At 39.1% G+C, this 25,928-nt stretch carries 19 protein-coding genes and 1 pseudogene; 15 read left to right on the top strand and 5 right to left on the bottom strand.

The features are described 5' to 3' along the window. Position 1 precedes the first annotated feature (1 nt). Positions 2–1,030: an AEC family transporter gene (locus IGJ19_RS12435; RefSeq protein WP_071866436.1), complete on the bottom strand. Its 1,029-nt coding sequence runs from the start codon at positions 1,028–1,030 to the stop codon at positions 2–4. Between the two features lie 286 nt (positions 1,031–1,316). On the opposite strand from IGJ19_RS12435, the gene IGJ19_RS12430 reads away from it, so the two are divergent. The 3 genes from IGJ19_RS12430 to IGJ19_RS12420 are packed head-to-tail and all read left to right on the top strand — an operon-like array spanning position 1,317 to position 4,838. Beyond that, positions 1,317–2,657: an aminotransferase class III-fold pyridoxal phosphate-dependent enzyme gene (locus tag IGJ19_RS12430; RefSeq protein ID WP_071866435.1), complete on the top strand. Its 1,341-nt coding sequence runs from the start codon at positions 1,317–1,319 to the stop codon at positions 2,655–2,657. An 18-nt stretch (positions 2,658–2,675) separates the two neighbouring features. Then, the gene (gene ald / locus IGJ19_RS12425) at positions 2,676–3,776 is read left to right on the top strand and encodes an alanine dehydrogenase (RefSeq protein ID WP_430604167.1); all 1,101 of its coding nucleotides are present in this window, start codon (positions 2,676–2,678) and stop codon (positions 3,774–3,776) included. A gap of 27 nt (positions 3,777–3,803) precedes the next feature. Then, positions 3,804–4,838 carry an NAD(P)H-dependent amine dehydrogenase family protein gene (locus IGJ19_RS12420; protein ID WP_161642844.1) on the top strand — a complete coding sequence of 345 codons (1,035 nt, stop codon included), beginning with the start codon at positions 3,804–3,806 and terminating at the stop codon, positions 4,836–4,838. A 75-nt stretch (positions 4,839–4,913) separates the two neighbouring features. On the opposite strand, the gene nrdF is transcribed toward IGJ19_RS12420, so the two are convergent. The 3 genes from nrdF to nrdH form a co-directional block, all read right to left on the bottom strand. Continuing rightward, positions 4,914–5,879 carry a class 1b ribonucleoside-diphosphate reductase subunit beta gene (gene nrdF, locus IGJ19_RS12415; RefSeq protein ID WP_430604166.1) on the bottom strand — a complete coding sequence of 322 codons (966 nt, stop codon included), beginning with the start codon at positions 5,877–5,879 and terminating at the stop codon, positions 4,914–4,916. Positions 5,880–5,929: 50 nt separating this feature from the next. Continuing rightward, positions 5,930–8,089, bottom strand: coding sequence for a class 1b ribonucleoside-diphosphate reductase subunit alpha (nrdE, locus tag IGJ19_RS12410; protein WP_062806161.1), 2,160 nt, complete (start codon positions 8,087–8,089; stop codon positions 5,930–5,932). Between the two features lie 181 nt (positions 8,090–8,270). Further along, positions 8,271–8,495: a glutaredoxin-like protein NrdH gene (gene nrdH / locus IGJ19_RS12405; protein ID WP_010734318.1), complete on the bottom strand. Its 225-nt coding sequence runs from the start codon at positions 8,493–8,495 to the stop codon at positions 8,271–8,273. A 647-nt stretch (positions 8,496–9,142) separates the two neighbouring features. Here nrdH and IGJ19_RS12400 point away from each other — a divergent pair. The 5 genes and pseudogenes from IGJ19_RS12400 to IGJ19_RS12380 form a co-directional block, all read left to right on the top strand. Continuing rightward, the gene (locus tag IGJ19_RS12400) at positions 9,143–9,961 is read left to right on the top strand and encodes a GH25 family lysozyme (RefSeq protein ID WP_086335157.1); all 819 of its coding nucleotides are present in this window, start codon (positions 9,143–9,145) and stop codon (positions 9,959–9,961) included. A gap of 236 nt (positions 9,962–10,197) precedes the next feature. Further along, positions 10,198–10,833 carry a GntR family transcriptional regulator gene (locus IGJ19_RS12395; protein WP_086335156.1) on the top strand — a complete coding sequence of 212 codons (636 nt, stop codon included), beginning with the start codon at positions 10,198–10,200 and terminating at the stop codon, positions 10,831–10,833. Between the two features lie 196 nt (positions 10,834–11,029). Continuing rightward, complete coding sequence (locus IGJ19_RS12390) at positions 11,030–12,223, top strand: quaternary amine ABC transporter ATP-binding protein (protein WP_019723090.1); 1,194 nt, start codon at positions 11,030–11,032, stop codon at positions 12,221–12,223. After that, a complete protein-coding gene (locus tag IGJ19_RS12385) occupies positions 12,216–13,946 on the top strand; it encodes an ABC transporter permease/substrate binding protein (protein WP_086335154.1) in 1,731 nt (576 codons plus the stop codon). Before IGJ19_RS12390 ends, IGJ19_RS12385 begins: the two co-directional genes overlap by 8 nt. Before the next feature lie 55 nt (positions 13,947–14,001). Continuing rightward, a pseudogene (locus IGJ19_RS12380) lies at positions 14,002–14,367 on the top strand (HAD hydrolase family protein); the annotation flags it as partial. Positions 14,368–14,570: 203 nt separating this feature from the next. On the opposite strand, the gene IGJ19_RS12375 reads toward IGJ19_RS12380, so the two are convergent. Further along, a complete protein-coding gene (locus tag IGJ19_RS12375) occupies positions 14,571–16,505 on the bottom strand; it encodes a BglG family transcription antiterminator (protein WP_139843972.1) in 1,935 nt (644 codons plus the stop codon). 247 nt (positions 16,506–16,752) lie between these two features. Between IGJ19_RS12375 and IGJ19_RS12370 the strand changes: the two genes are divergently transcribed. The 7 genes from IGJ19_RS12370 to IGJ19_RS12340 all read left to right on the top strand — a co-directional run bounded on the left by IGJ19_RS12370 (position 16,753) and on the right by IGJ19_RS12340 (position 25,916). Continuing rightward, positions 16,753–17,214 carry a PTS sugar transporter subunit IIA gene (locus IGJ19_RS12370; protein ID WP_074799376.1) on the top strand — a complete coding sequence of 154 codons (462 nt, stop codon included), beginning with the start codon at positions 16,753–16,755 and terminating at the stop codon, positions 17,212–17,214. Continuing rightward, the gene (locus tag IGJ19_RS12365; protein ID WP_005225262.1) at positions 17,211–17,534 is read left to right on the top strand and encodes a PTS fructose transporter subunit IIB; all 324 of its coding nucleotides are present in this window, start codon (positions 17,211–17,213) and stop codon (positions 17,532–17,534) included. The genes IGJ19_RS12370 and IGJ19_RS12365 overlap by 4 nt, the downstream gene beginning before the upstream one ends. An 18-nt stretch (positions 17,535–17,552) precedes the next feature. After that, positions 17,553–18,653: a PTS fructose transporter subunit IIC gene (locus tag IGJ19_RS12360; protein WP_074799377.1), complete on the top strand. Its 1,101-nt coding sequence runs from the start codon at positions 17,553–17,555 to the stop codon at positions 18,651–18,653. A gap of 268 nt (positions 18,654–18,921) precedes the next feature. Continuing rightward, positions 18,922–21,597, top strand: a complete 2,676-nt coding sequence (gene mngB / locus IGJ19_RS12355) for a mannosylglycerate hydrolase (protein ID WP_115358254.1) — start codon at positions 18,922–18,924, stop codon at positions 21,595–21,597. Between the two features lie 560 nt (positions 21,598–22,157). Beyond that, entirely contained in the window at positions 22,158–24,932 is a 2,775-nt protein-coding gene (locus IGJ19_RS12350) for a sigma 54-interacting transcriptional regulator (RefSeq protein WP_086335152.1), read from the top strand. A gap of 83 nt (positions 24,933–25,015) precedes the next feature. After that, positions 25,016–25,435 (top strand): PTS sugar transporter subunit IIA, encoded by a 420-nt coding sequence (locus tag IGJ19_RS12345; protein ID WP_066025589.1) that lies wholly within the window; start codon positions 25,016–25,018, stop codon positions 25,433–25,435. A 10-nt stretch (positions 25,436–25,445) separates the two neighbouring features. Continuing rightward, entirely contained in the window at positions 25,446–25,916 is a 471-nt protein-coding gene (locus IGJ19_RS12340; protein ID WP_430604165.1) for a PTS sugar transporter subunit IIB, read from the top strand. The last annotated feature ends 12 nt before the right edge of the window (positions 25,917–25,928 follow it).

The raw sequence follows: 25,928 nt of genomic DNA, 5'->3' as shown, positions 1-25,928 counted from the left end.
GTTAATTTCCAAGCAAGTTTAAGACGATGATCCAGATAGGGATCAACACGATCGAGAAGAGTGTAGAAAGCAAGGAGGCGTTAGAGGCAAGTACTGCTTCTTTTTCAAAGTTGATGGCATAAGCAACCGCAACTGTTGCAGCCGGAGTAGCCATCATAATGATTATCGTACTTAGACCAACTGCGTTCACTGGTAAAATATTCATTGCGTTCAACAGTAAAATTGAAAGTAAAATCACAAGTGGGAAGACAATGACTTTGATGAATGAATAGTACCAAGAGGTGTGACTGCTGAGGGTTTTACCGAATGGCAGATCGCCTAATGTGATCCCGATTGCCAACCAAGCGAGTGGGGAGGCTAAACTAGAGAGGAACGTCAAAGGTTTAAATAGCCATGGCAACGTCTGATCGATTCTTAAAAAAGCAACAGATTCAGAACTAGACTGAGCAATTTGAGGTAAGCTATCTTGGAAGAGCCAAATAAATAATCCGATAAAAGTTGCCAATACGATTGGGTTCAAGATCATTTCTTTAATATTCTTGCGTGCCATTTTCAATCCACTCATTTTTAAATAAGCATAAGAGTATAAAAAGATACGATAACCAATGTTAAAAATCGATGCGTACAAAATCCCTTCTGCGCCAAAGACTGCACCGACAACAGGAATACCGAAAAATGTTGTTGACCCGAAAATAGAGAGTACACGCAATGTGTCTTCTTTATTTGGTGCATATCTAAAAAAGAAGAATTTACTTAGAAAAATCAAGAAAACGTGGACCAATATCCCAAGAATCAAAATGTTGATTCCTTGATTCAATACTTCATCATTCAAGTCCTGCATAAACGAATTAAAAGCTAATGCAGGAATTGCGACAGTTAAGACGACCTTAGACAATGTCTTTCCGACATCTGATGAGAAAATCTCGTGCTTTCTTAAAAAGTAACCTAATAATATAATAAACAGTGTGGAAGTGATCGCACTGATAATTTCCATGTTGATGACATTGCTCAATGTTTCTGATAGTGACATTTAAATTTTCCTCCTCAATTCTTGTGAATGTTTTAATTTGTTTATTTGAATCAGCTGTGCATGTTTACCAATCCTCCTCAATCACATCCTAGAGGTTAGAATCGTTCTAAGGTCAATATGCTTTACAAATAAAATTACAAAAGTATTTTTTCTTCTATATAAGTGATTTTTTACTTTTTTCAATGTAAGCGATTTTATTAAAATAATAAAAAAAGATTGACCTTAGAGTAGTTCTACCCTTTAGTCTTAACATGTAAACAGGAAAGCAGATAAAGGAGAGAATAATATGAACAATCGCAAGAAAAAGTATTTTTGGCATCCGATGACGGATACCCGAGCAAGTGAAGAAGAAACGATCGTTATCGAACGTGGAGATGGGAATTTTATCTATGATGATACAGGGAGAAAATTACTCGATGGTGTCGGTGGATTATGGTGTATGAACGTTGGTCATAATCGCCCTGAAATGAACCGAGCAATTGCTGATCAAATGGAAAAATTATCTTACTATCAATTGTTTACGAATATTGCCCATCCCAAGGCATATGACTTGGCAGAAAAAATCATTCAAATGACGCAAGAAGAAGAGATGGCGAAAGTATTCTTTACTTCTGGAGGAAGTGATTCAGTAGATACTGCGTTGAAAATAACAAGACAATACTGGCAAGCAGTAGGTAAACCGACAAAGAAAGTATTTCTGTCATTGGAAAAAGCCTATCATGGGATGCATTATGGTGGAACGTCGATAGGTGGTAACCCCATCTATCGGGAATTTATTGGTCCAGGTTTACAAGATTGTGTACGTGTTTCTTCTCCACATTTGAAGAAAAATAAATGGAATTGCCAAGATCCAGAAGAATTGACAAAACTCTGTATCGCTGAACTAGTTGAAACGATTGAACAGATTGGCGCAGATCATATTGCTGCATTTATTGCTGAGCCGATCCAAGGTGCTGGCGGTATCATCGTTCCACCAACTTCTTATTGGCCAGCTTTAAGGGAAGTTTGTGATACTTATGATATTTTATTGATTGCAGATGAAGTTGTGACAGGTTTTGGCCGTTCAGGATATCTTTTTGGTAGTCGTGGCTGGGGCATCAAACCAGATGCCATGGTTCTAGCAAAAGGATTATCTTCTGGGTATGTTCCACTAGGGGCAACTGTTTTTAACAAACGCATTGTTGAAGGCATCGAATCAGCGACCAATGGAGCTAATGTCATTATCCATGGGCATACTTACGGTGGACACCCGCTCGGCTGTGTGGCAGCATTAGAAGCTTTACGTATTGTGGAAGAAGAAAACTTAGTTGAAAATGCTCGTGAAGTCGGTGCATATTTATTGGAACGTCTAAAAGGTATTGAAGGAAAATATGACTGCATTAGTGATGTTCGTGGAAAAGGCTTGATGATCGCTATCGATTTTGAGAATACAGGGAAATATGATGTGGAACAAACAGCAAAAAATGTGCAAGCAGTTGCTGATTATGCCATCAATGCAGGCGTCTTGCTCCGTGATGAATTACAAACGATTATCATTTCACCATCGTTGACCTTTTCAAAGGAAAACGCAGATCAACTATTCGATGCGATTCATATGGGCTTTGAGGAGTGGCAAAAGCAACAATAATTCAAAGGAGGATATAATATGACAATCATTGGTGTACCAAAAGAAATCAAAAATTCAGAGAAACGTGTAGGCGTGACACCTGCAGGAGTCAAAGAGTTAGTTACAGCTGGTCATACCGTTTATGTGGAAGAACGTGCAGGGGAAGGGTCAGGCTTTACAGATAGTCAATACCGTGAAGCTGGCGCTCAAATCAAAGCTGATCCAGAGACAGTCTGGTCGGCAGAAATCGTCGTGAAAGTCAAAGAACCACTAGCATCAGAATATCAATACTTTAGAAAAGACTTGATTTTATTTACGTACTTGCATCTAGCCGCAAATCTTGAATTGACCGAAGCGTTGATCAAGTCTGGGACAACCGCAATTGCCTATGAAATGGTTACGAAAAACGGAGCATTCCCAATACTCGCACCAATGAGTGAAGTCGCTGGCCGTTTAGGCGGTCTATTGGGTGCGGAGATTTTAGCGAAGCAAAGTGGAAAATTGATTTCAGGTGTAACCGGTGTTTTACCAGTTCAGGCAACTATTTTAGGTGGTGGGATCGCCGGAGTGAGTGCCGCGCATTACTTGCACGGATTAGGGGCAGATGTGACGATCTTAGATATCAATGTCGACCGCTTACGTGAATTGTCAGAGATGTTCAATGGGCAAGTAAAAACCCTCTACTCAAGCCCAGCGAATATTGAGAAAATGGCATTGACTAGTGATATCGTGATTGGTTCAGTCTTATTACCAGGTAAAAAAGCCCCACATCTTATCACAGAAGAATTAGTGAAGCAAATGAAAGAAGGAACGATCTTGGTGGATATTGCGATTGACCAAGGGGGCTGTTTTGAAACGAGCCAGCCAACCACCCATGAAGAACCGACTTTCGTTAAACATGGAGTGATCCACTACTCGGTTGCGAATATGCCAGGATTAGTTCCTCAAACGTCTACGTTAGCTTTAACGAATGTCACGATGAGATATATCAAGGGCTTAGCCTCCCAATCACTGACAGAAGTCATCCAAACGTATCCAGAGATCCTACCAGGAATCAGTACCTATAAAGGAAAACTGACCTGTCCTGAAGTGGGGGAAGTCTTTGAGCGAACTGTTGACGATATTCGTGAGCTCGTTTAGAAATTTTCTAAAAAGTGAGGGAATAAAATGACTAAAAAAATTCGTATGGTCCAAGTCGGCTGTGGAAAAATGTCGAAAGAGATTATCAAATATGCCTTGGCAAAAGATATTGAAATCGTTGGAGCTGTAGACAATCGTCCAGAGGCAATCGGTCAAGATCTAGGCTTATATTTAGGCTATGAACAAGCCTTAGGTATTAAAATCTCCAGCGATCCTCATGAAGTATTTCAAAACTGTGATGCCGATGTGGCGTTAGTCACGATTGCTAGTTATATCAAAGATTTCATGCCGAGTTTAGAGATACCCTTGACCTATGGAGTCAATGTTTTAACGATCGGTGAAGAAGCTTTGTATCCTTGGACGACTTCGGTTGGAGAAACCAATCGTTTAGATAAAATCGCAAAAGCCAACAACGTGACGATTTCAGGAACAGGAATGCAAGATATTTACTGGGTGTTGTTTCCAACGCTGCTGGCTGCTGGCGTGAATGATGTACAAAAAATCAGTGGGGAAGTTAGTTATGATGTCGAACACTATGGAAAAGCGTTAGCGGAAGCGCATGGTGTGGGCTATGATCAAGAAAGATTTGACAAAGAAATTGCCAATGCAACCGATTTGCCTTCCTATTCTTGGATGACCGCTGAAGCAATCTGTGCCAAAATGGATTGGTCGATCAAACGCATTTCTCAAAAGAACGTTCCAATCATTTTAGATAAAGATATTCCGTCAAAAACCATGGGGCGGACAATCAAGGCAGGCGAAGCAATTGGGATGTCTGCCGTTGCAACGATTGAAACGGTACAAGGACCAGTTGTGGAAGTCGGTTGTACTGGAAAAGTCTATCAGACAGGTGAAGGAGATCTATGTACTTGGTCGATCGAAGGAACGCCAAGTATGCAATTTGAAGTAACCAAACCAGATACACCAAAGCATACGTGCGCTACGTTGATCAACCGGATACCGACAGTGATCAATTCCAATGCAGGCTATGTCACGATCGATCAATTGCAACCTGTCGAATATATGACGTATCCAGCACATCTTTATTTAGATAAAAAATAGGAAGAACTAAGGTTGTCAGTTGGTTAAAGAGAAACAAAAAAAGAGCGAGGATGCAATATCCAAGCTCTTTTTCGTTTAGTCTAAACCAATCAAGTAATCTTCATCTTTCATCGCTTCCACGTTACCTAATAGGTAGCCGTTTCCGACTTGAGAGAAGAAATCGTGGTTACTTGTACCAGTAGAGATCCCATTCATCACGATTGGGTTGACATCGTTTGCTGTATCAGGGAATAGTGGGTCCATTCCTAGATTCATCAATGCTTTATTTGCATTGTAGCGCAAGAATGTTTTGACTTCTTCCGTCCAACCGATTGGATCATATAATTCTTCTGTGTAGCGCTCTTCGTTTTCGTATAATTCATATAACAAATTATACATCCAGTCTTTCAATGTTTCTTGTTCTTCTTCAGGTAATTCGTTGTAACCTAGTTGGAATTTATAGCCAATATACGTGCCATGGACAGATTCGTCACGAATGATCAACTTGATGATCTCTGCCACGTTGGCTAATTTATTATTTCCTAAATAATAAAGTGGTGTATAGAATCCTGAGTAAAATAAGAAGGTTTCTAAAAAGACACTCGCAATTTTTTTCTCTAACGGCGTACCGTTTTTGTAGATCTCATTGATACGCTCAGCTTTTTTCTGTAAATAAAGATTGGTATTCGTCCATTCAAAGATTTCTTCGATTTCTTTTTTCGTATTCAATGTACTGAAGATCGAAGAGTAACTTTTCGCATGGACAGACTCCATGAATTGGATATTGTTCAATACCGCTTCTTCATGGGGCGTGCGGACATCTTTACGTAATTGATCCATCCCGCTTTCTGATTGGACGGTATCAAGTAAAGTCAATCCACCAAATACGTGACCAACTGTATCTTTTTCTAATTGGGAAAGCGTACGCCAGTCGTCTAAATCATTTGACAAAGGGATACGTGTGTCTAACCAAAATTGCTCAGTTAATTTCTCCCAAGTCGATTTATCAATGATATCTTCAATTTCATTCCAGTTTATCGCTGCATAATAAGTTTCTGACATGAGAATGCTCCTTTATTAAAATCCAGTAACGGTTCTATCACTAAGTGAAATTAGATCACACAGCTTTCACATTGGTTGCTGCCGATTTCTTCTGCATCGTCTGTAAACGTACGTACATAATAAATCGATTTGATTCCTTTGTGGAAAGCATAGTGTCTTAGAATATTTAGATCACGTGTGGATTGTTTTGTCGTTTCTTTCCATTCGTACAAACCTTCTGGGATTTCTGAACGCATAAACAACGTCATACTCATTCCTTGATCCACATGTTTTTGTGCTGTGGCATAAATATCGATCACTTTACGCATATCCATATCATAAGCAGAAGTGTAATACGGGATTGTTTCATTTGATAAATAAGGCGCTGGGTAATAGATTTTCCCAATTTTCTTTTCTTGGCGTTCTTCGATCATACGAGTGATTGGATGGATACTTGCACTCGTATCGTTGATATAAGAAATAGAACCATTAGGTGCTACAGCTAAACGATTTTGGTGGTACAAACCATCTTTCATGATTGCTTGCTTCAAGTTTTCCCAGTCTTGGGCAGTCGGAATAAAGATACCATCAAACAAAGCAGCAACTCGTTCAGATTTTGGTTGGAATTCGCCAGTGACATATTTATCAAAATAAGTGCCATCTGCATAAGCTGATTTTTCAAAATTATGGAAGACTTGTTTTCTCTCACGTGCGATATTGTTACTTTCAACAAGTGTCCAGTAATTCAACAACATGAAATAAACATTGGTAAAATCAATTGATTCTTCGGAACCATATTCCATTTGCTCTTTGGCAAAATAAGTATGAAGTCCCATAGCACCAAGTCCGATCGTATGATTCAATTTGTTCCCGTTTTGGATCGGTGGAACCACGTCAATATCTGAAGCATCTGTGATATACGTCAATGCACGAGTCATCGTGCGGACAGAGCGACCAAAGTCAGGGCTATCCATCAAATTGACGATATTTGTAGAACCTAAGTTACATGAGATGTCTGTCCCTAACTCTTCATATTCTTGCTTGCCATTGATGACAGAAGGTGTCTGTACTTGTAAAATCTCAGAACATAAGTTACTCATGATGATTTTACCGTCTACAGGATTTTCACGATTTGCTGTATCAATATTGATGATATACGGATAACCAGACTCTTGTTGTAATTTAGAGATCTCATTTTCTAAATCACGGGCTTTGATTTTTTGTTTACGGATATTTGGATTTGCTACCAAGTTGTCATATTCCGCAGTGATATCTACGTAAGAAAATGGCACACCATATTCTTTTTCCACACTATAAGGACTGAATAGATACATTTCTTGATTTTTACGTGCTAATTCATAGAATTTATCTGGGACGATCACACCAAGTGATAAAGTCTTCACGCGAATCTTTTCATCTGCATTTTCTTTTTTTGCTGAAAGGAACATCATGATGTCTGGGTGGAAGACGTTTAAATAAACGACACCCGCACCTTGACGTTGTCCTAATTGGTTCGAATAACTAAAGCTATCTTCAAACAATTTCATGACTGGAACAACACCGCTAGCTGCACCTTCGTATCCTTTGATCGGCGCTCCGGCTTCACGTAGGTTAGAAAGAGTGATCCCAACACCGCCACCGATTCGTGAAAGTTGTAAGGCAGAGTTGATCGAACGACCGATCGAATTCATATCATCCGTTACTTGAGTCAAGAAACAAGAAACAAGTTCACCGCGACGTTTACGTCCAGCATTCAAAAATGAAGGGGTTGCTGGTTGATAACGTTGGTGGATCATTTCATCAGCTAAAGCTAAGGCTAGTTCTTCGTCGCCATTCGCAAAGTACAACGCATTGAATGCGACACGATCTTCATAAGATTCCAAGTAGGCAGAACCATCATTTGTTTTTAACGCATATTGAGAGTAGAACTTATAGGCTGCCATGAATGATTTAAATGTAAAGTTTTGTTCGAATAGGAATTGATAAAGTTTTTCAATAAATTCACTACTATATAATTGAATGAATTCTGCTTCTAAATATTGGTTGTCGATCAAATACTGGATTTTGTCGATCACTGTTGGAAACGTCATCGTATTTGGTTTGACATTTTCTTCAAAAAAAGCAGCTAAAGCTTCTTTATCTTTATTTAAAGGGATTTGCCCGTTGACTGGTCGATTGATTTCATTATTCAGCTTAAAGTAGCTGACATCTTTTAGATTTTTAAGACTCATACATACGCCCAACCTTCTTTTTGATTTTGATGATACATGTTTGACCACAAGATATAGTGGTGTTCATTGCTGTAAAAAAGGATTTGGGGAGGTTACGGAGAATATCCGTAAGTCCATCAAATCCATGGTGGCAGAGGATCAAGTAAATCCTCGATCTATTTGACAACTGTTTGAATGATTCTTAGCTAGCTAAGTGACGTAGTTGATCTGGTCTAAAACCAATGACAGTCGCTGCGTCAGAAGTGATGACCGGAACACTTTGGAATCCTTGGTCTTTTAACCATGAGATTGCTTCAGGTTGTTCATCGATATTTACTTCTTCAAAGTCGATTTTATTTTCAGCTAAAAAGCGTTTCACCATTTTACATTGCATACAATTATTTTTTGAAAAGATTTTTACGTTCATTATTATTTGCCTCCTTGCCCATGTGTTTTCTCTATAATCAATAGTATAAATCTATTAGTAAAAAAGTCAATCAACAAACACTACATCTTGTGTTGTGGAAATTGTGGAATACTATGTTTTGTGGTTTTTGAAAAACAATGAAAACAAGTATCTCGTGCAGATTCGCTTGTATTAATACAGAAATGCTTGTGGAAAACTCCGTTAAAAAATATTTTTTTAACCTTTGCTTGCCAATAAATGAATGTTCGATCGAAAAATCACAAACGAAAAAGGTATGCAAAATGATGGAAAGAAGAAGAGAAATAAATGCAGATCAAAACCAGAAGAAAAAGGTATTTATACATTTTAGAGATAGAAATTTTTTCACAAAACGAAAAATGATCATGAAGTGTCTAAGGATCATCGAAAAGAGAAACTCGAATCAAAATAGCAAAAGTCAAAAGAGTACTTACTATATATAGTAGTAAGATGATAAATATTGTAAAAATTGAACTAACAATATTTTTATTTTTTAATAACAATGTTATGTTTAAAAATTAGTTAATTGTCATGTTATCTGTTTTTTTATTTCTTGATTTTTGGTTAAATGGAGCCAACAGGACGTCTTGTTGATGCTTTGAAAATTCAATAAAAGGAAGCGATCCAAGATGCGTACAATGATCAAATGGGTAGGTGTTATTTGTTTTACTTTACTAGTTTACGTTGGAGGAACAGCACAGGCAACTTCGATTCCAATCAAGCCTATGATTACTGAAAAAAATCAACATGAGTTAGGTAGCAGCAGCCAATTCTCAGAATCACTCACTCGAAGTCTGACAGACGATTCTGGAATCTCCGCTGCCGAATCAGGAAGACCAGCTAAAGATTTTATTGACATATCTTCTAATAACGGCAAGATATCGAGTGAAGAGTTTCAAACGATGAAAAACTATGGCATTAAGGGTGTAGTCGTGAAATTGACTGAAGGAGACTCGTATAAAAATCCGCTTGCTCCTGAACAGATTGCTTCAGCCGTTGCAGCAGGTCTAAAAGTAAGTGTCTATCATTATGCGTGGTTCAATGAAGAAGCTGATACAAAAGGGGAAGCCCAGTTTTTATTGGATTATATGAAAGAGTTGAACCTGCCATCATCAACTGTGGTTGTCAACGATAGTGAAAATCCAAAGATGAACTTGGACAAAGTGACAGATAATGCGTTGATTTTCCAAAAAGAGATCCAACAGGGAGGCTATCAAAACGTCATCCACTATTCGAGTGCTTCTTGGTTTACCGAAAACAAGCTAGATATGACACGTCTAGGAAAAGAAAATTGTTGGGTTGCACAGTGGCCGTATGATCCTTCTGATAAAAATCCTTTGCATACAGATACAGCAGCATGGCAGTGGGCAAGTGATCTGTATTTCCCAGAATTTCCTGCCCGTCATTTTGATGTAAGTACTGACTATTTGAAAAAATTTACAAGTTAAATGAAGTTTGTTTTTTAGCGTAAGAAACAAAAAGACAACCACGAAAATTTTTTGATTTTCGTGGTTGTCGCTTTATTCTCAAAGTGTGTGATACGAACTGTTTAGTTTGGAAAAATCAACTGACAACTACCGGATTTCTTGTATAGAAGAAAAAAATAAAACCAGTTTACTTTTGCTTCTTTGAAGCGTCCATAGTAAGATGTTAGCTGACAAGTAGATGAAAGAGGAAGAATAAAATGAGTGAAAAAACCAAACTGGTTCGTCCGCGTTATCAACAGATCGCCGTTGACTTGGCAGAACGAATCGTAGAAAATCGTTATCAAATCGGCGAGAAGATCCATGCAAGATCCACTTTAGCAAGCACGTATAACGCTTCTCCAGAGACGACTCGTAAAGCAATCAATGTTTTGGTCGATCTGGGGATCATGGAAGTCCGTCATGGCAGTGGTGCGTTTGTAGCATCTAAAGAAAAAGCAAAGGATTTCCTTTTACAATACCAAGATGTGCAATCGATCCAAGAAACAAAAGCAGAAATCATGGAAAGTGTGAAAAAACAACAAGAAGAGTTGAATCATTTTTCGCAACTATTGGACCAACTTGTTAGTCAAACGAAACGAATACATAAGATGAACCCACTTCTGCCTTTTGAACTTGCTTTGACAGAGGAAGCGGCTCACTTAGATCAATCCATCAGCGAATTGAATATCTGGCAAGCAACTGGTGCAACAGTGATTGCTATTTCCCACGATCAAGAGCTGTTGGTCTCTCCTGGCCCATATGCTAAATTCTCAGCGGGCGATACCGTCCACTTCATTGGGAACGAGTATACGCTGCAACGAATGACGAACTTTTTTTATCCAGATGGGCAGTGAACGAGCGGATAAGAAAAATCTCATTTAATTCTAATTTTGGTCAATCCCTATACTGATAAGGGATTGGCCAATTTTTTGTGTAGTTTCCCTAATAAAACAGATACTTGAATTTTGACAAAGTGACTACATGGTGTTATCGTAGTGTGGTCACTTTTTTCAGAAAGAAAAATGAATTTACATACAAAGGAGAATTTGTTTGGTAAAAGTAGAAGTCAAAAACTTAACGAAAATATTTGGTAAACGAACACAAACTGCTTTGGAAATGATGAAAAAGCACCAATCGAAAACAGAGATTTTACAAAAAACCGGCGCAACTGTCGGTGTATATGAAGCGAGTTTTGATGTACAAGAAGGTGAGATCTTCGTGATCATGGGACTTTCGGGGAGTGGGAAATCAACCTTGATCCGTCTGTTAAATCGTTTGATTGAACCAACATCTGGCAATATCTTGATTGATGGAGAAGACATCTCAACACTTAGCAAAGAAGAACTTCGTGAAGTTCGTCGTCACAAAATCAACATGGTGTTCCAAAACTTTGGTCTCTTCCCACATCGTACGATTTTAGAAAATACAGAATACGGACTTGAAGTTCGCGGTGTTCCTAAAGAAGAACGTCAAGCAAAAGCAGAAAAAGCGTTAGAGAACTCAAGCTTGTTATCCTTTAAAGATCAATATCCTAGTCAATTATCTGGTGGGATGCAACAACGTGTAGGGTTAGCTCGAGCATTGGCAAATGATCCAGAGATCCTATTGATGGATGAAGCTTTCTCAGCACTTGATCCATTGATTCGTCGTGAAATGCAAGATGAATTATTGGAACTACAATCCAATGTGCAAAAAACGATCATCTTCATCACACATGATTTAAATGAGGCTTTGCGTATCGGGGATCGCATTGCGTTGATGAAAGACGGAGAAATCATGCAAATCGGTACTGGGGAAGAAATATTGACCAATCCAGCCAATGATTACGTGAGAGAATTCGTGGAAGAAGTCGATCGTTCAAAAGTCTTGACGGCGCAAAACATCATGGTTCCAGCATTAACCACAAATATCGAATCAGATGGTCCAAACGTTGCGTTGACACGTATGCGTAATGAAGAAGTCAGCATGTTGATGGCTGTTGATAGAAAACGTAACTTAAAAGGGATCATCACAGCAGATCAAGCATTAGAAGCAAGACGTCAAAAACGTCCATTGATCGATTTCCTTGATGAAAATGTTACCGTGATCGGTAAAGATATGTTAGTTAGTGATATCTTCAATATTATTTATGATTCGCCGACGCCATTAGCCGTGGTTGATAACGGGAAATTAAAAGGTGTTATTATCCGAGGTAGCGTAATCGAAGCATTAGCAGCAACAAGTGAGGTGAGCGAACATGAATAATCTATTGAACTATCAAGTACCCGTCGCTGACTGGGTCGAAACGATCACTGATTGGTTGACAACAACGTTCGCAGGACTGTTCTCATTCCTTCAAACGATTGGTCAAGCAGTGATGACAGCTATCACGAATCTTTTATTAGTGATACCAGCACCACTATTTATTCTTTTAATGGCAGTTGTAGCGTTCTTTATTTCAAAAAAACGTCCCGGATTGACATTATTTACGTTGATTGGCTTATGGTTCATTTATAATCAAGGGTTATGGACAGATTTGATGAATACTGTCACATTGGTTTTACTATCTAGTGTGATCTCGATCATCATTGGTGTACCTCTTGGTATTCTCATGGCAAAAAATGATAAAGCGCAAGGAATCATTAAACCGATCCTTGACTTTATGCAAACAATGCCTGGTTTTGTTTATTTGATTCCAGCGGTTGCCTTTTTCGGAATCGGAATGGTTCCAGGGGTGTTTGCCTCAGTGATTTTTGCCTTACCACCAACGGTTCGATTTACGAACCTAGGTATTCGCCAAGTACCGAAAGAGTTAGTAGAAGCTTCTGATTCATTTGGTAGTACGAGTTGGCAAAAACTAGTGAAACTTGAATTACCACTAGCAAAAGGAACGATCATGGCAGGGATCAATCAGACAACTATGCTTTCTCTTTCAATGGTCGTGATTGCCTCAATGATCGGAGCGCCTGGTTTAGGTCGTGGTGTCCTTTCTGCTTTACAACGTGCACAAGTCGGAAATGGTTTTGTCAATGGGGTAGCATTGGTGATCTTAGCCATTATCATTGACCGTTTTACGCAACACTTGAATCAACCAAATGATCAAAAAGCAGCAGGTACTGCGAAACAAAAAAATAAAAAGCGCCAAGGAGTGATCATTGGTGCAGTAGTCGTTGTTTTATTAGGTGCGATCGGTGTTGGAAGTTTTAGTTCTTCAACAAAAGAAACAAACACGATCAATCTTTCTTATGTGGAATGGGATACAGAAGTTGCTTCAACAAATGTCGTAGCAGAAGTCTTAAAAGAGATGGGCTATGATGTGAAAGTGACGCCTCTTGATAATTCGATCATGTGGGAATCCGTTGCAAAAGGAGAATCAGATGGAATGGTGGCTGCTTGGTTACCTAAGACTCATGGTTCTCAATATGAACAATACAAAGATCAAGTCGATGATCTAGGTGCAAACTTGAAAGGTGCCAAAGTCGGATTAGCTGTTCCAGCATACATGGATGTTAACTCGATTGCGGATCTAACCGATGAAGCAGGCAAAAAAATCACCGGTATCGAACCTGGTGCAGGTGTGGTGAATGCTGCAGAAAATACGATTGCCCAATATCCAAATCTGGAGGGTTGGACAGTTGAAACCTCTTCTTCTGGTGCGATGACGGTTGCATTAGGACAAGCAATCAAAAACCAAGAACCAATCGTCTTTACTGGTTGGACGCCACACTGGATGTTTGCGAAGTATGACTTGAAATATCTAGAAGATCCAAAAAATGCGATGGGAGATGCGGAAGAAATCCACACTATCGTCCGCCAAGGCTTAAAAGATGATCAACCAGAAGCATATGCTGTGTTGGACAAATTCAATTGGACAGAAAAAGACATGGAAGAAGTCATGTTGGAAATCAACAGCGGCAAAGACCCACAACAAGCAGCAAGAGAATGGATTGATAAGAACCAAGAAAAAGTTGCTAGTTGGAAAAACTAAGTAAATAAAAAAAATCGACTTTACTGAAACAAAAACTGTTTCGGTAAAGTCATTTTTTTTTAAAATCACCGTGTTTGATCCGCAAAAAAATTGTTTTGACCATGTCAAACAATTGGAAAAATTTAAAAAACAAGCCTATATCGTTGCTTCAGAAGCCGCTTGGTTCGATATCTCAAATCATAATGTCCATAAAGGAACAACAGTGACAGAATTGCAAAGAATTCTCCACGTCACACCAGAAGAAACCATGGTATTTGGCGATGGTCTAAATGATGTCGAATTATTAGAACGTGCAGCTTACAGCTTTGCGATGAGCAATGCCTTTGAGCAAATCAAAGAAGTTGCACAATTTGTGACAAAGTCGAACGATGAAGATGCGGTGCTCCATACCATCAAAAAAATGATTGCTTTACAAGCATGAAAACCCAGTGAGTTGATTTCAGAGAAAGAGCCTTCAACCATTTAATTGGAAGAAGACTCTTTTTTTGTCTGTAAATATTTAACGAATTCATCCAGTGTTACATTAACCGCTTTAGCTAATAAAATCATTGTGCCAAATTTTACACTGTTCCAGTCATCTGATTGATTTAGACGTGTAAAGCTACTAGCAGTGATCCCAGTTTTTTATAATTGTTTCATATAACTCAAAAAGTTGTGATAATCACTTTTTTGCAAGATTGCTTGTTGAACATCTTCACGATCCATCAACTCTAATAAAAGATTATAGATTTCTTCGGTATCTTCATATTCGTCTTTTTGAATCGCAAAGAGAAAGACAAATCTAACCAAGTCACCATTTCCCCAATCAACGCCATCAGGAATGATTGCCACTGAAACAACCGAGCGTTTCGCCATCAATGTCATGGGATGGGGGATAGCTAGCCACTCGTTGATATTTGTCTGATTGATTGCTTCTCGTTTCTTCACACTGTCATAAAAATCTTTTGGCACAAAATCTTTTTGGTACAATTGCTGTGCCATTTTCTTTAACAGGGTCTCTTTATCTGCATGATTTTCATGAAGAAAAAATGCTTCTTGAAACAATGAATAGATGCCGTTTTTTACTTCGCTTAGCGTTTCAATGAACAATTCGATTTTGCTAATTTCCTTGTCTAGTTTGGCCATGTTGATATAAATTGAAGGAACAGAGAAATGCTCTAATGGAACGGTTGTGATTACAAAATCAATCGCAGAAAGATCACATTGTTGTAGCTCAACATAAGAAAAGCGATCAACGACTTCGATCGTTTCTTGATAGTGCTTGATGATTTTCGCTTCAATAATACGGCTCATGGCTCGACCGGTTCCACAAACAAGGATGACGCGATGTTTATGATGATTTCTGATAGAACTCCTTTCCATAGCACCTGCAATGTGCAAAGCAATATAGCCGATCTCATCAGAAGAAAAATAAAAACCATGTTTCATGCTTACCGTTTCTAAATGGGTCAAACATAAATCATAAGCCTGTGGAAAAGATTTTTTGATCGTTGCCAGTAAAGGATTGCTGCGGCGTGCATCCATTAGATTCATATTGATAAAACCTTCTATATGAGAAGTCAAATCTTCTATTAGCATCTTATCTGTCTCTAATGCATAGTTTGACGTCTGTTTGATCGCAGTTAGTAATTCTTCAACGATAGCTTTAGCAGTTTCTGTGGAAGAATCGTTTGCATCGCCAGTTTCAACTAAACGTGGTGCATTCATTGCAAGATAGTAAATAAAGTATTGTTTTTCTCCTGCAGTCAATTGGATATCAAATGCATGATCGATTTCTTCTAAGAAATGACCAACTACTTTCTGGGCGTCTTTTTTGAGCGCAGGCACGTGCAAGGGAAATTCGTTGATCTCATGGCCAGCTATAAAGCGGCTGATTGCTAAAGCAAAATGAGAAAGAATGTTTTTATGATAGTAGTCAGAGTCTAACAAGTCTAAGGATGCCAGATGATTTAATGCCAATTCTTGTAAGTGGACTAGATTGATCGTATCAAACAACTCAAGTTCCATTTCTGTAAAACCGATCAAGTACTCTTGTAGATCTTTTTCAATCAACAGATCACTGATAGCCTGACGCTTGGCGAATTCGTTACCCAAGACTTCAAAGCCAATATTTGGACGATTTACTATTTTTAAGTGATAGGTGGCTAAATTGTCTCGGGCCGTTTTTAAGTATGAGTAAAATGTGTTTTTACTAATAAATAACCGATCGAGAAAATCATCCAAAGATAAAGGGTTTTCATTCTTGAATAATAGGAAAAGTAGGTAGGTTTGTCGTTCTTCACTGGTGGTTAGAAAGGACTCTGAGGTCGACATACTTTCTGCCCACCAGTCATGAAATTGCTCTTTTGAACCAATGGACAACAAATAGCCTTGCCCTCGAATCAACTTGATGGAGGCCCCCACGTTTGTTAATAAATCATTCAAATTCGCAATGTCTGTCCGAACCGTTCGTTCAGAAATCGAGAAGTTTTTCGTTAACTCCTTCATTGGTAGCGGCACCGTTTGTCTAGTTAATACTTCCAATAGATCATCTAATCGTTGATAAGCAAGTTTTGACAATTGTTTCACCTCCGTGCTCTTCCCCATCATACAATAGAAAGAATAAGAATGAAATGCTTCACTAGTACTGAAAATTTCCAGAAGAGTTGGCAATCATTTTGGAAAACGCTTTACTAATGATTGCCACTTGAATTGGAAATTTGGTGTGTTTACATCGTGTATCAGAAACCGTAAATTAAACGTGTACAGAAAATAAACCACACGAATTACTATGATGGTTTTAGAATAAAGGAAAGGAGCAGATGAGATGGATTTTCAGGAAAAAAATATTCTCTTGAATGTGGCTGTTAGATCAAAAGAAGAACTGTTTCACCTGATTGCAAATCATGCCTATGAATCCGGAATCGTTACCGATGCAACAGACACATATGCGGCATTCATTGAACGGGAAGCACAATATTCAACCGGCTTACAAGAAGGCTTTGCTATTCCGCATGCAAAAGCTGAACCGGTTTTGAAACCGACCGTTTTGTTTATTCGCTTAGAACAAGCCATCGAATGGGAAACCTTCGATGATTCTGCAGTCAAAAATGTGTTTGCTTTGATGGTTCCTAAAAAAGATGAAGGAACGGTGCATTTGCAAATGTTGAGTCGCCTAGCAACAGCGTTGCTTGAAGATACATTCATCCAGCAGATTCAACAATCAAAAGATAAAGCTTATTTAGCAGAATTGATCAAAAAGGAAATGATGGGAGAGAAAATCATATGAAAATAGTAGGGATTTCCGCCTGTCCAGCAGGATTGGCACATACACCGATGGCCGCTAAAGCTTTAGAAAAAGCTGGTGTGAAACTGGGCTATGAGGTCAAAATCGAACAGCAAGGTTCGTTAGGGCAAGTCAACGAGATCACTGCAGCAGAAGCAAAAGAAGCAGATTTCTTGCTTTTAGCGACTGATCAAAAAGTTGTTGGGATGGAACGGTTTGAAGGAAAACCGCAAATTCGGGTAAATATTAATACGTGTATCAAAGCACCGGAAGCGGTGCTAAAGAAATGTGTCGCAGCTGTGGAACAAAGAAACGCAAACTAAAGGAAAGAGGCAAGGATGATGAAAAGAGTTCTAGCAGATGTAAAAGGCCACTTGATGAGTGGAATTAGTTTTGTACTGCCGTTGATTATTGGCGCTTCACTAGTTGTTGCCATTCCGAAAATGATTGCTCTTGGTATGGGGATAACAAGCTTAGATCCTTATGCTGGCACTGAAGGCTTTAAACATGCGCTTTATTTGATTGAACAAGTAGGGTGGACAGGAATCGGCTTGATCAATACTGTCTTAGCTGGGTTTATAGCGTATTCTGTTGGAGATAAAGCTGCTTTAGGGGCCGGCTTTATCGGCGGTGCGGTCGCTTCTAGCACAAATGCTGGTTTTTTAGGTGCAGTTATTGCTGGGTTCTTAGCAGGATACTTAGTGAAGTGGGCTAAAGAACATATCAAATTACCGGAGTCATTTGCTGGAGTGATGCCGTTAGTCATTTTACCCTTGATTGCAACATTATCCGTAGCGATCGTCATGGGCGCATTACTCTCTGAGCCATTGGCGTGGATCAATACTAGCTTGGTTGAATGGATTCGAACCATGATTGAAAATGACGTCAACAAAATTTTGCTTGCAGTCATCATGGGGGCAATGATTGGCTCTGACTTAGGGGGACCTGTAAACAAAGCTGCTTGGATGGCAGGAAATGTTTTATTAGCTGAAGGAGTGTATTTACCAGCAATTATCGTGAATGTTGCGATTTGTGCGGTGCCATTTGGATATGCCTTAGCAACTTTATTCCACAAAAATCGATTCAATAAAGAGCTATTGGATGCTGGTCGTAATAACTTTATTATGGGCTTTATCGGAATCACAGAAGGAGCAATTCCTTTTACATTAGTCAATCCATTACGGCTTGTACCGATCAACATGTTGGGAGGAGCAATCGCTTCAGGTTTGGGGATCGCGTTAGGAATGTATGACAAAATGCCGCCAGTTGGAGGGATTTATGGCTTCTTCACTGTTGGGAACGGTTGGGCGTATTTGATTGGACTATTTGCAGGAGCTGCTTTTATCGGTTTTATCGCTCCTTTATTTGTGAATTTCAATAAGCAAGAAGAACAAAAAGAAGACATTACGCTCGATGATATTGAATTGAGCTTTGAAAATTGAGTAACAAAGCCGATTAGCTAACTAAATAGTAGCGAAAGAAAAGGCACAAGCAGATGATTTTCTAAGAACGCTTTTAGCTTGTATGATAATGGCAAAACTTGGGTAAGAAAACATGAGTATTTAAAGAGAAACGATTTTCAAAATTCGAAGTATTTTATGTAAGGATCACGTTATGCGTACCAGATGGTAAAAAAATTGAGAAAAATTAATAGGCACTAACGACAACCATCGTTACGTGCCTTTTTAACTACTGGAGAGGAATGATTGAATGAAAAAAACAGTACATGTCGTACCCCACAGTCATTGGGATCGCGAATGGTATTTTACTACGAGTCGCTCGAAAATCTATTTGATGCACGATTTAAAAAAAGTCATTGAACAACTAGAAAAGGATGATCCCTATGAGAGTTTCATTTTAGATGGACAGGCTTCGCTGTTAGATGATTACTTGAAGTGGCGACCGCAGGACAAAGAAAGGATTCAACAACTTGTTCAACAAGGGAAGTTGGTTATTGGCCCATGGTACACTCAAACCGATCAATTAGTGATTTCGGGAGAAAGCATTGTTCGAAATATGTTATACGGCATGAAAATTTGTGAAGAATTCGGGACATACATGAATGTTGGGTACGTCCCAGATTCTTTCGGCCAAGCAGCCAGTATGCCACAAATCTATCGTGAGTTTGGCATCAATGATACGATGTTTTGGCGTGGTGTCAGTGATGACGACGTTAAACATACAGAGTACAAATGGCGTGGAGAAGATGGTTCGGTGGTCAATGTCTATCAGATCCCAAGTGGGTACTACATTGGCGGTGCCATTCCTGAACGAGAAGCAGAATTAGCAGAGTTCTTACATCAAGAACCGTTTAAAACGACTTGGGGACGCAGTGCTACGGATCAAGTGTATTTTCCAAATGGTTTCGACCAAGCACCAGTCAGAGAAAATCTTCCAGAATTGGTTGATCGAATGAATCAACTTTATGAGGATGAGTATGAGTTACAATTTTCAACGATTGAAAAATACATTGCCGCAGTCAAAGAACGCCATCCTGAGTTGGAAGAAATCGCCGGTGAACTGATCAATGGCAAATTGATGCGAATCCATAAAACGATTTTTTCTTCACGTCCTGATTTGAAGGCGATGAACACTCAGATCCAACATTACTTAGTCAATGTCATGGAGCCTATCTTAACGATGGCCATGCAATTAGGATTTGAGTACCCCGTGGAAACAGTCATAGAGATTTGGAAGTTAATGTTTGAAAATGCGGCGCATGATTCGATTGGTTCTTGTGTTTCTGATACGACCAATGAAGATATCTATATGCGCTATAAACAGGCGCGAGATATTTCCATGAATCTTGTCGAATTGACTTTACGACAGATTTCTACTGCAATCAATAACCCACAAGCACAAGAAATTACTTTCACGCTCTTCAATACCTATGATACAAGGCGCAATGGGGTTATTGAAGCAGAGGTTTATTTGCCACAAAAAGAGTTTGCGATTCTTGATCAAGCTGGTCAGGCGTTGCCTTATACGATTTTAGAGCTTACCGACCAAACGGAGTATGTTTTGAATCAAGGAAATATTTTAAATCCAGTCAAGGAAATCTATTTGCCGGAGAAAGTCTATAAAGCGAAGATTGCCTTAGAAACGACGGACGTGCCGAGTATGGGGTATACCCAGCTGACGGTTGATTTGAAAGGTGATACAAGCGCACCATTGCAGGAGGTTAAAACCAATACGGTTGAAAATGAGTACTATCAGATCACTGTCAATAACAATGGTTCTTTGGATATTCTTGATAAAACCAATCAAGTGCTTTACCAAAACCAAGGGATCATAGAAGAAAATGGCGACGATGGTGATTCATTCAATTATTCACCACCTGTGAAAGATTTTGTGATTTCATCAATTGATGCGCAACCAACGATCACCATTCAGCAATCAGAAATCTATCAAAAGATTCATGTGGCTTTCACGTTGAAGGTTCCGAAGAATTTAGCTGAACGTGCAGAAAAGAAAGTCTCGTCTTCACTGCCGATCCAATTGACGATGGTGTTGAAAAAACAATCACAACAAATTGATTTCAAATTAACGGTTGAAAACCAACAAGTGGATAGCCATCGGGTATGTGTGCTATTTAATACTGGGATTGCCTCGAAATTTTCGCTTGCTGACCAACAGTTTGGTACGTTGGAGCGCCCAGTTGTATTTGAAAAAGAAATGGCCCTTTGGGAAGCCAATAAAGAGCAATGGAATGAGCAACCGATTGCCATAGAAACTTGTCAATCCTTTGTCGGTTTATTCGATGCGTCCCATGGCGTAGCAGTCATGCCCCAAGGGGTACGTGAATATGAGATTGTGGGAGAAGCGTTTGATACGATTCGCTTAACGATTTTCCGGACCTATGGCTTCATGGGAAAAGAGAATCTACTGTATCGTCCAGGGCGTGCTTCAGGAGAATCAGTGATTGAGACACCAGCTGCACAGTGCCACAAAACGATGCATTTTGATTTCTCCATTGCTTACTTTGCTCAGGGATTTGATCAAGCAAATGTTGCACAACGTGCCAAACAAGCAGTAACACCGATCACTCTTTATCAATACGCAGAATTCCTGAATTCCCGCTTGATTTTTACTTTAGGATCGGTTGAACCAACTTTGCCGACAAACTTTAGTCTTCTTGAGATCAATGGCAATTTAACCTTGAGTGTATTGAAAAAGGCGGAAGAGCGTTCAGGTTACATTTTGCGTCTATACAATGGGCTTTTAGATGAAGTGGGGCATGCGACTATCACATTTAACCATCCAGTGAACGTAGTAGAAACAGTCAATCTAAAAGAAGCTAAGAAAGAAGCACTTCTGGTGGAAAAGAATGCCGTCACTCTTGAAAAGATTGACCATGCAAAATTTGTGACATTGTATGTGGAATGATCGTTACTGAGAAAAAGTGACACGAAGTAGTGAGTCCGCTTATGAGACAGAAAAGCGAAAAAGGTTCGTAAGTCTTATTAAAGTACTTACGACCCTTTTTGTTTACTAATGCGAAACAAGCAAGAATCTGGCTCTTTTTCAATAAGGACTAATAAGTTGTGCAAAATCAAATCTGGAAAGCGTAACTAGTTAACTTATGTCACGTCCCCATGACTTCAGCACAAAAATAACTGAAAAAAATGGATCGAACTCAAATAAGGGTAATTGGCGCTTGGATCAGAAAAAATAAGGGACCACTGATCCTCACCAATATGGTAAAAGATGGAGTTGAAGTAGAAGTGGTGAATAGTGTTAAGCGAACATAAATGAATCGGAAATAGTAATAGAACTATTTACTGACTGTCACATAAGTATTATATATACAGAATAAAAAGTAGCAATCGTTATTCAGTATGCTACTTTTTGTGGTTTAAAAGAATAATTACTCTATTATGCATTGTATAGCAAGTCTTAGCCTTTTAAGTTATGATAATCAGATAAAGAGGACAAGGAGAACGACGATGAAAGAACAATTACTTGCTTACTTACAAAATCAAACAGCTTTTTTCTCTATCGAAAATGTAAGCGATATTTTCACCGCGAAGGATATTGCTGAGAAGTTTTCAGTCAAGAGAAACACGATCAGTCACTATTTAAATCAGTTAACGGAAGAAAGACATCTAGTAAAAATTACTACCCGGCCAGTGTATTTTTTTCATAAACAGGCATTTGAAATCCAAAATTATCCCTTAACCCAAAACGTATATGATAGTCTAGCTGCTGTTGGAGCAGAAAAGCCCTTTTTTGATCGAAAAGAAGATTTCTTTTCCAGTGTAATCGGCAGCAAAGGCAGTCTGGCAGAAGTGATTGAACAGATCAAGATGGCAGCCTTCTATCCAAATGGTGGGCTTCCCTTCTTGCTGACGGGGGAAAGTGGTACTGGGAAGAGTTTTCTTGTAAAAATGTTCCATCATTATTGTGTGGAAAATGAATTATTAGAGAGCGATGCTCCGCTGATCACGATCAATTGCGCGCAGTATGCCAACAACCAAGATTTATTGACGAGTAATTTATTTGGACATGTGAAAGGAGCCTTCACTGGAGCAGAAGAAGATCGTAGAGGTGCATTTGAAGCAGCAGCCGGCGGGGTACTATTCCTAGATGAAGTTCATCGACTGAATGCCGAAGGACAGGAAAAATTATTCACTTTTATGGATCAGGGAGTTATCTATCGAATGGGGGATACGAGCCGGTCAATCCCAGTGGATTGTCGGCTGGTGTTTGCGACGACCGAAGATTTGAAACAAACATTTCTAACAACCTTTTTGCGACGAATCCCAATTCAAGCAACACTGCCTGCTTTGGAAGAACGGACGATTTCCGAACGGAAACAGCTGACCTTGCAAGCATTCTTTGACGAGCAAAAGCGTATTGGCCTGCCCTTGGAGCTCTCGCCCCAAGTAATCGAAATATTAACGACTAGTCATTTTTCTGGGAATGTCGGTGAATTGAAAAGTATGATTAAGATTATTACAGCTAAAAGCTATACAGCCAGTCTAAAACGGGAGGTGAAAAAAATAGCGGTCACTGTGTATCATTTACCAGAACAGTTATTGCAGTTGACAAAGGAACCCAATGAATTAGTGATGATGCAACCGATTCTTATTGATGGGCAAACACAAATTCAGCAGCTAACTGCGGAAAGTGAGCCAGAACAGCAAAAAATCATTCAAACGTATGAACAGATTTTGTTCAATTATGTCCAGGCGGGACAGGACTTTGCGACAGCTGTCCCTCCTATTTCTAAAGTGATTGAAAGGCTGTTTGAAAATTTATTATTTGACCATAAGCAGGAACAAAAACAGCGGACAATGATTTTTGTGACAGAGCATGTTCAGCGAATGATGGAGCAAATCGAGCATTCTTTCCAAATCAGCTTTAACGGTAGTATGGTTTATACGATCAGTTATTATTTGTGGCTGCGCAGAAATGTGGAGTGGCTGCCAGATGATCAAGACAAACTTTTATTGACAGAAGACCTGTTGAAAAGTGTTAAGAAGCATTATTCTACAAGTGATCGCTACACCGAAAATCTGATAGGTTTAGTACAAAACGCATTGGATATTGAACTAACGAGTATGGACCGAATCATTTTTACACTTTATATCAACGATATGGGATATTCCAAAGAAACGTTGCTTCCACGAAGCATCATAGTAGCCCATGGCTATGCAACCGCCAGCAGTATCGCAAATGTTGCGAATCGCTTACTGAATGAATCGGTTTTTCAATCTTTTGATATGCCATTAGAAGTTACTCCTAAGCAAATTGCGGAAAGGGTCACCGCATATATTCAGAAAAACGATGTATCTAATGGACTCGTTGTCTTGTTCGACATGGGTTCTTTGAAAGAAGTCTATCAATATATTCCAGAATTGACGGTACCGATTGTCATGATGAACAATGTAACGACAAGTGTAGCCCTCGCTGTCGGAGAATGCATTCAGCAGAACGTTTCGTTGAGAGAGATTCCTGAGCGGGTAAATGCTTACCACCAAAATGAATGGGAGATCATTCTTCCGAAAGTGAAAAAAGAGAAAGTTGTCATTACGACTTGTTCAACTGGAATTGGAACCGCTGTTCAAATCTCCACCTTATTAGAAAAAAGTATTCCTGATCATTTACAGATTCTGATCCTTCCTTATGAATTCAACCAGTTGGAAAATAGTGAACATATGAAACAGATATTAACATCTTATGATGTTGTTGGTATTATAGGAACCACTAAACCCCGCCAAGAGCTGGCTCCTTTTATTTCTTTAGAAGAACTGATTTCAGGCGCTGGGACAGAAGTGTTATTAAGTTGGTTAAAGGAAGAATTGGATGAAGAGATGATCGCCTATGTGAACAATCAATTAGTAAGAAACTTTTCATTGAATCGAGTGATTCAATCGGTAACGATTCTAGATACAGAAAAAGTAATTTCCCAAATGGAATTTTTCGCGGGAGATTTGGAACGCATGTGGCAGCAACGGATCACCAATGATCGCAAACTTGCGTTGTTTGTCCATACGAGTTGCTTGATTGAACGTCTTATTCGAAACGAAGCCATTGATAATTATCATGCTAGCAACACATTACTCCAGTGTCATGAAAAACAGCTGAATGAAATCAAAAAAGCGTTTAGTGTCATTGAGAAGGTTTACAGTGTCGCGATACCGGAATCTGAAGTTTGCTACATTTATGATGTTTTATTTGGAAACACTGATTATTCAATGGGTGAAGCGGACTTTTAATCAATAAGAAAAGCGTGCCACTTTTTTTGGCACGCTTTTTGCGTTTAGTAAGGTGTAACTTGGAGCAAAGTGAGGTGAAAGCAGTGGAACAAATCGTTATTTTAGCATCACACGGAAGATTTGCATCAGGAATCTTACATTCGTTAGAACTTATCTGCGGTAAAAAACAATCAGTCGTTGCGATTGACTGCTATGTGGAAGAAACATTTGATCTGACGACAACGGTGGATACCCTGATGCAAACATATAAACATTCTGAAGTGATCGTTATCACAGATATTTTCGGCGGTAGCGTGAACAATGAATTTTTGCGTTATATCCAACAACCAAATTTTTACTTGATTGCAGGCTTGAATTTGCCATTGTTGATTGAATTGACGACACAATTTCAAAGAGGAGGTGCAATCTCAGAAACGATCCACCAAACGCTAGCCAATTCGAAAGAGATGATCCAGTTTTGTAATGATAGTGTAGAAAAAGAAATCGAAGAAGAAGAATTTTAGGAGGGTCAACATGATTATTTTGACACGAGTCGATCATCGACTATTACACGGACAAGTCGCATTTTCCTGGACGCAAAATTTAGGCGCAGATTGCATCTTGATTGCCAATGATGATGTGCCGACAAATGATATTCGTAAGACAGCGATCAAACTAGCAAAACCGCAAGGCGTCAAACTGGTGATTAAAACAATTGAGGATTCCATCCAAGCATTACAAAGCAGCGTGACCGATAAATACAAATTGTTCATCGTAGTAGATTCCATCGAGGATGCCTATAGATTAGCAGAACACTATCCAGAAATCACTAAAGTCAATTTGGGTGGGATCAAAGCCAAAGAAGGAACTAAGAATATTGGAAAGGCAGTTAATATTTTACCTGCGGAGGAAGAAATTTTGAAAAAAATGATTGATAAAGGAATTGCTGTCGATATCCGTCAAGTACCTTCGGATAAAAAAGTCGCTGTCGAAGATGTTTTATAAAGAAAGGGGCAA

The sequence above is a fragment of the Enterococcus sp. DIV1368b genome (assembly GCF_050529595.1).
Lineage (GTDB): Bacteria > Bacillota > Bacilli > Lactobacillales > Enterococcaceae > Enterococcus_B > Enterococcus_B mundtii.
This window is presented reverse-complemented; position numbering and strand designations above follow the sequence as displayed.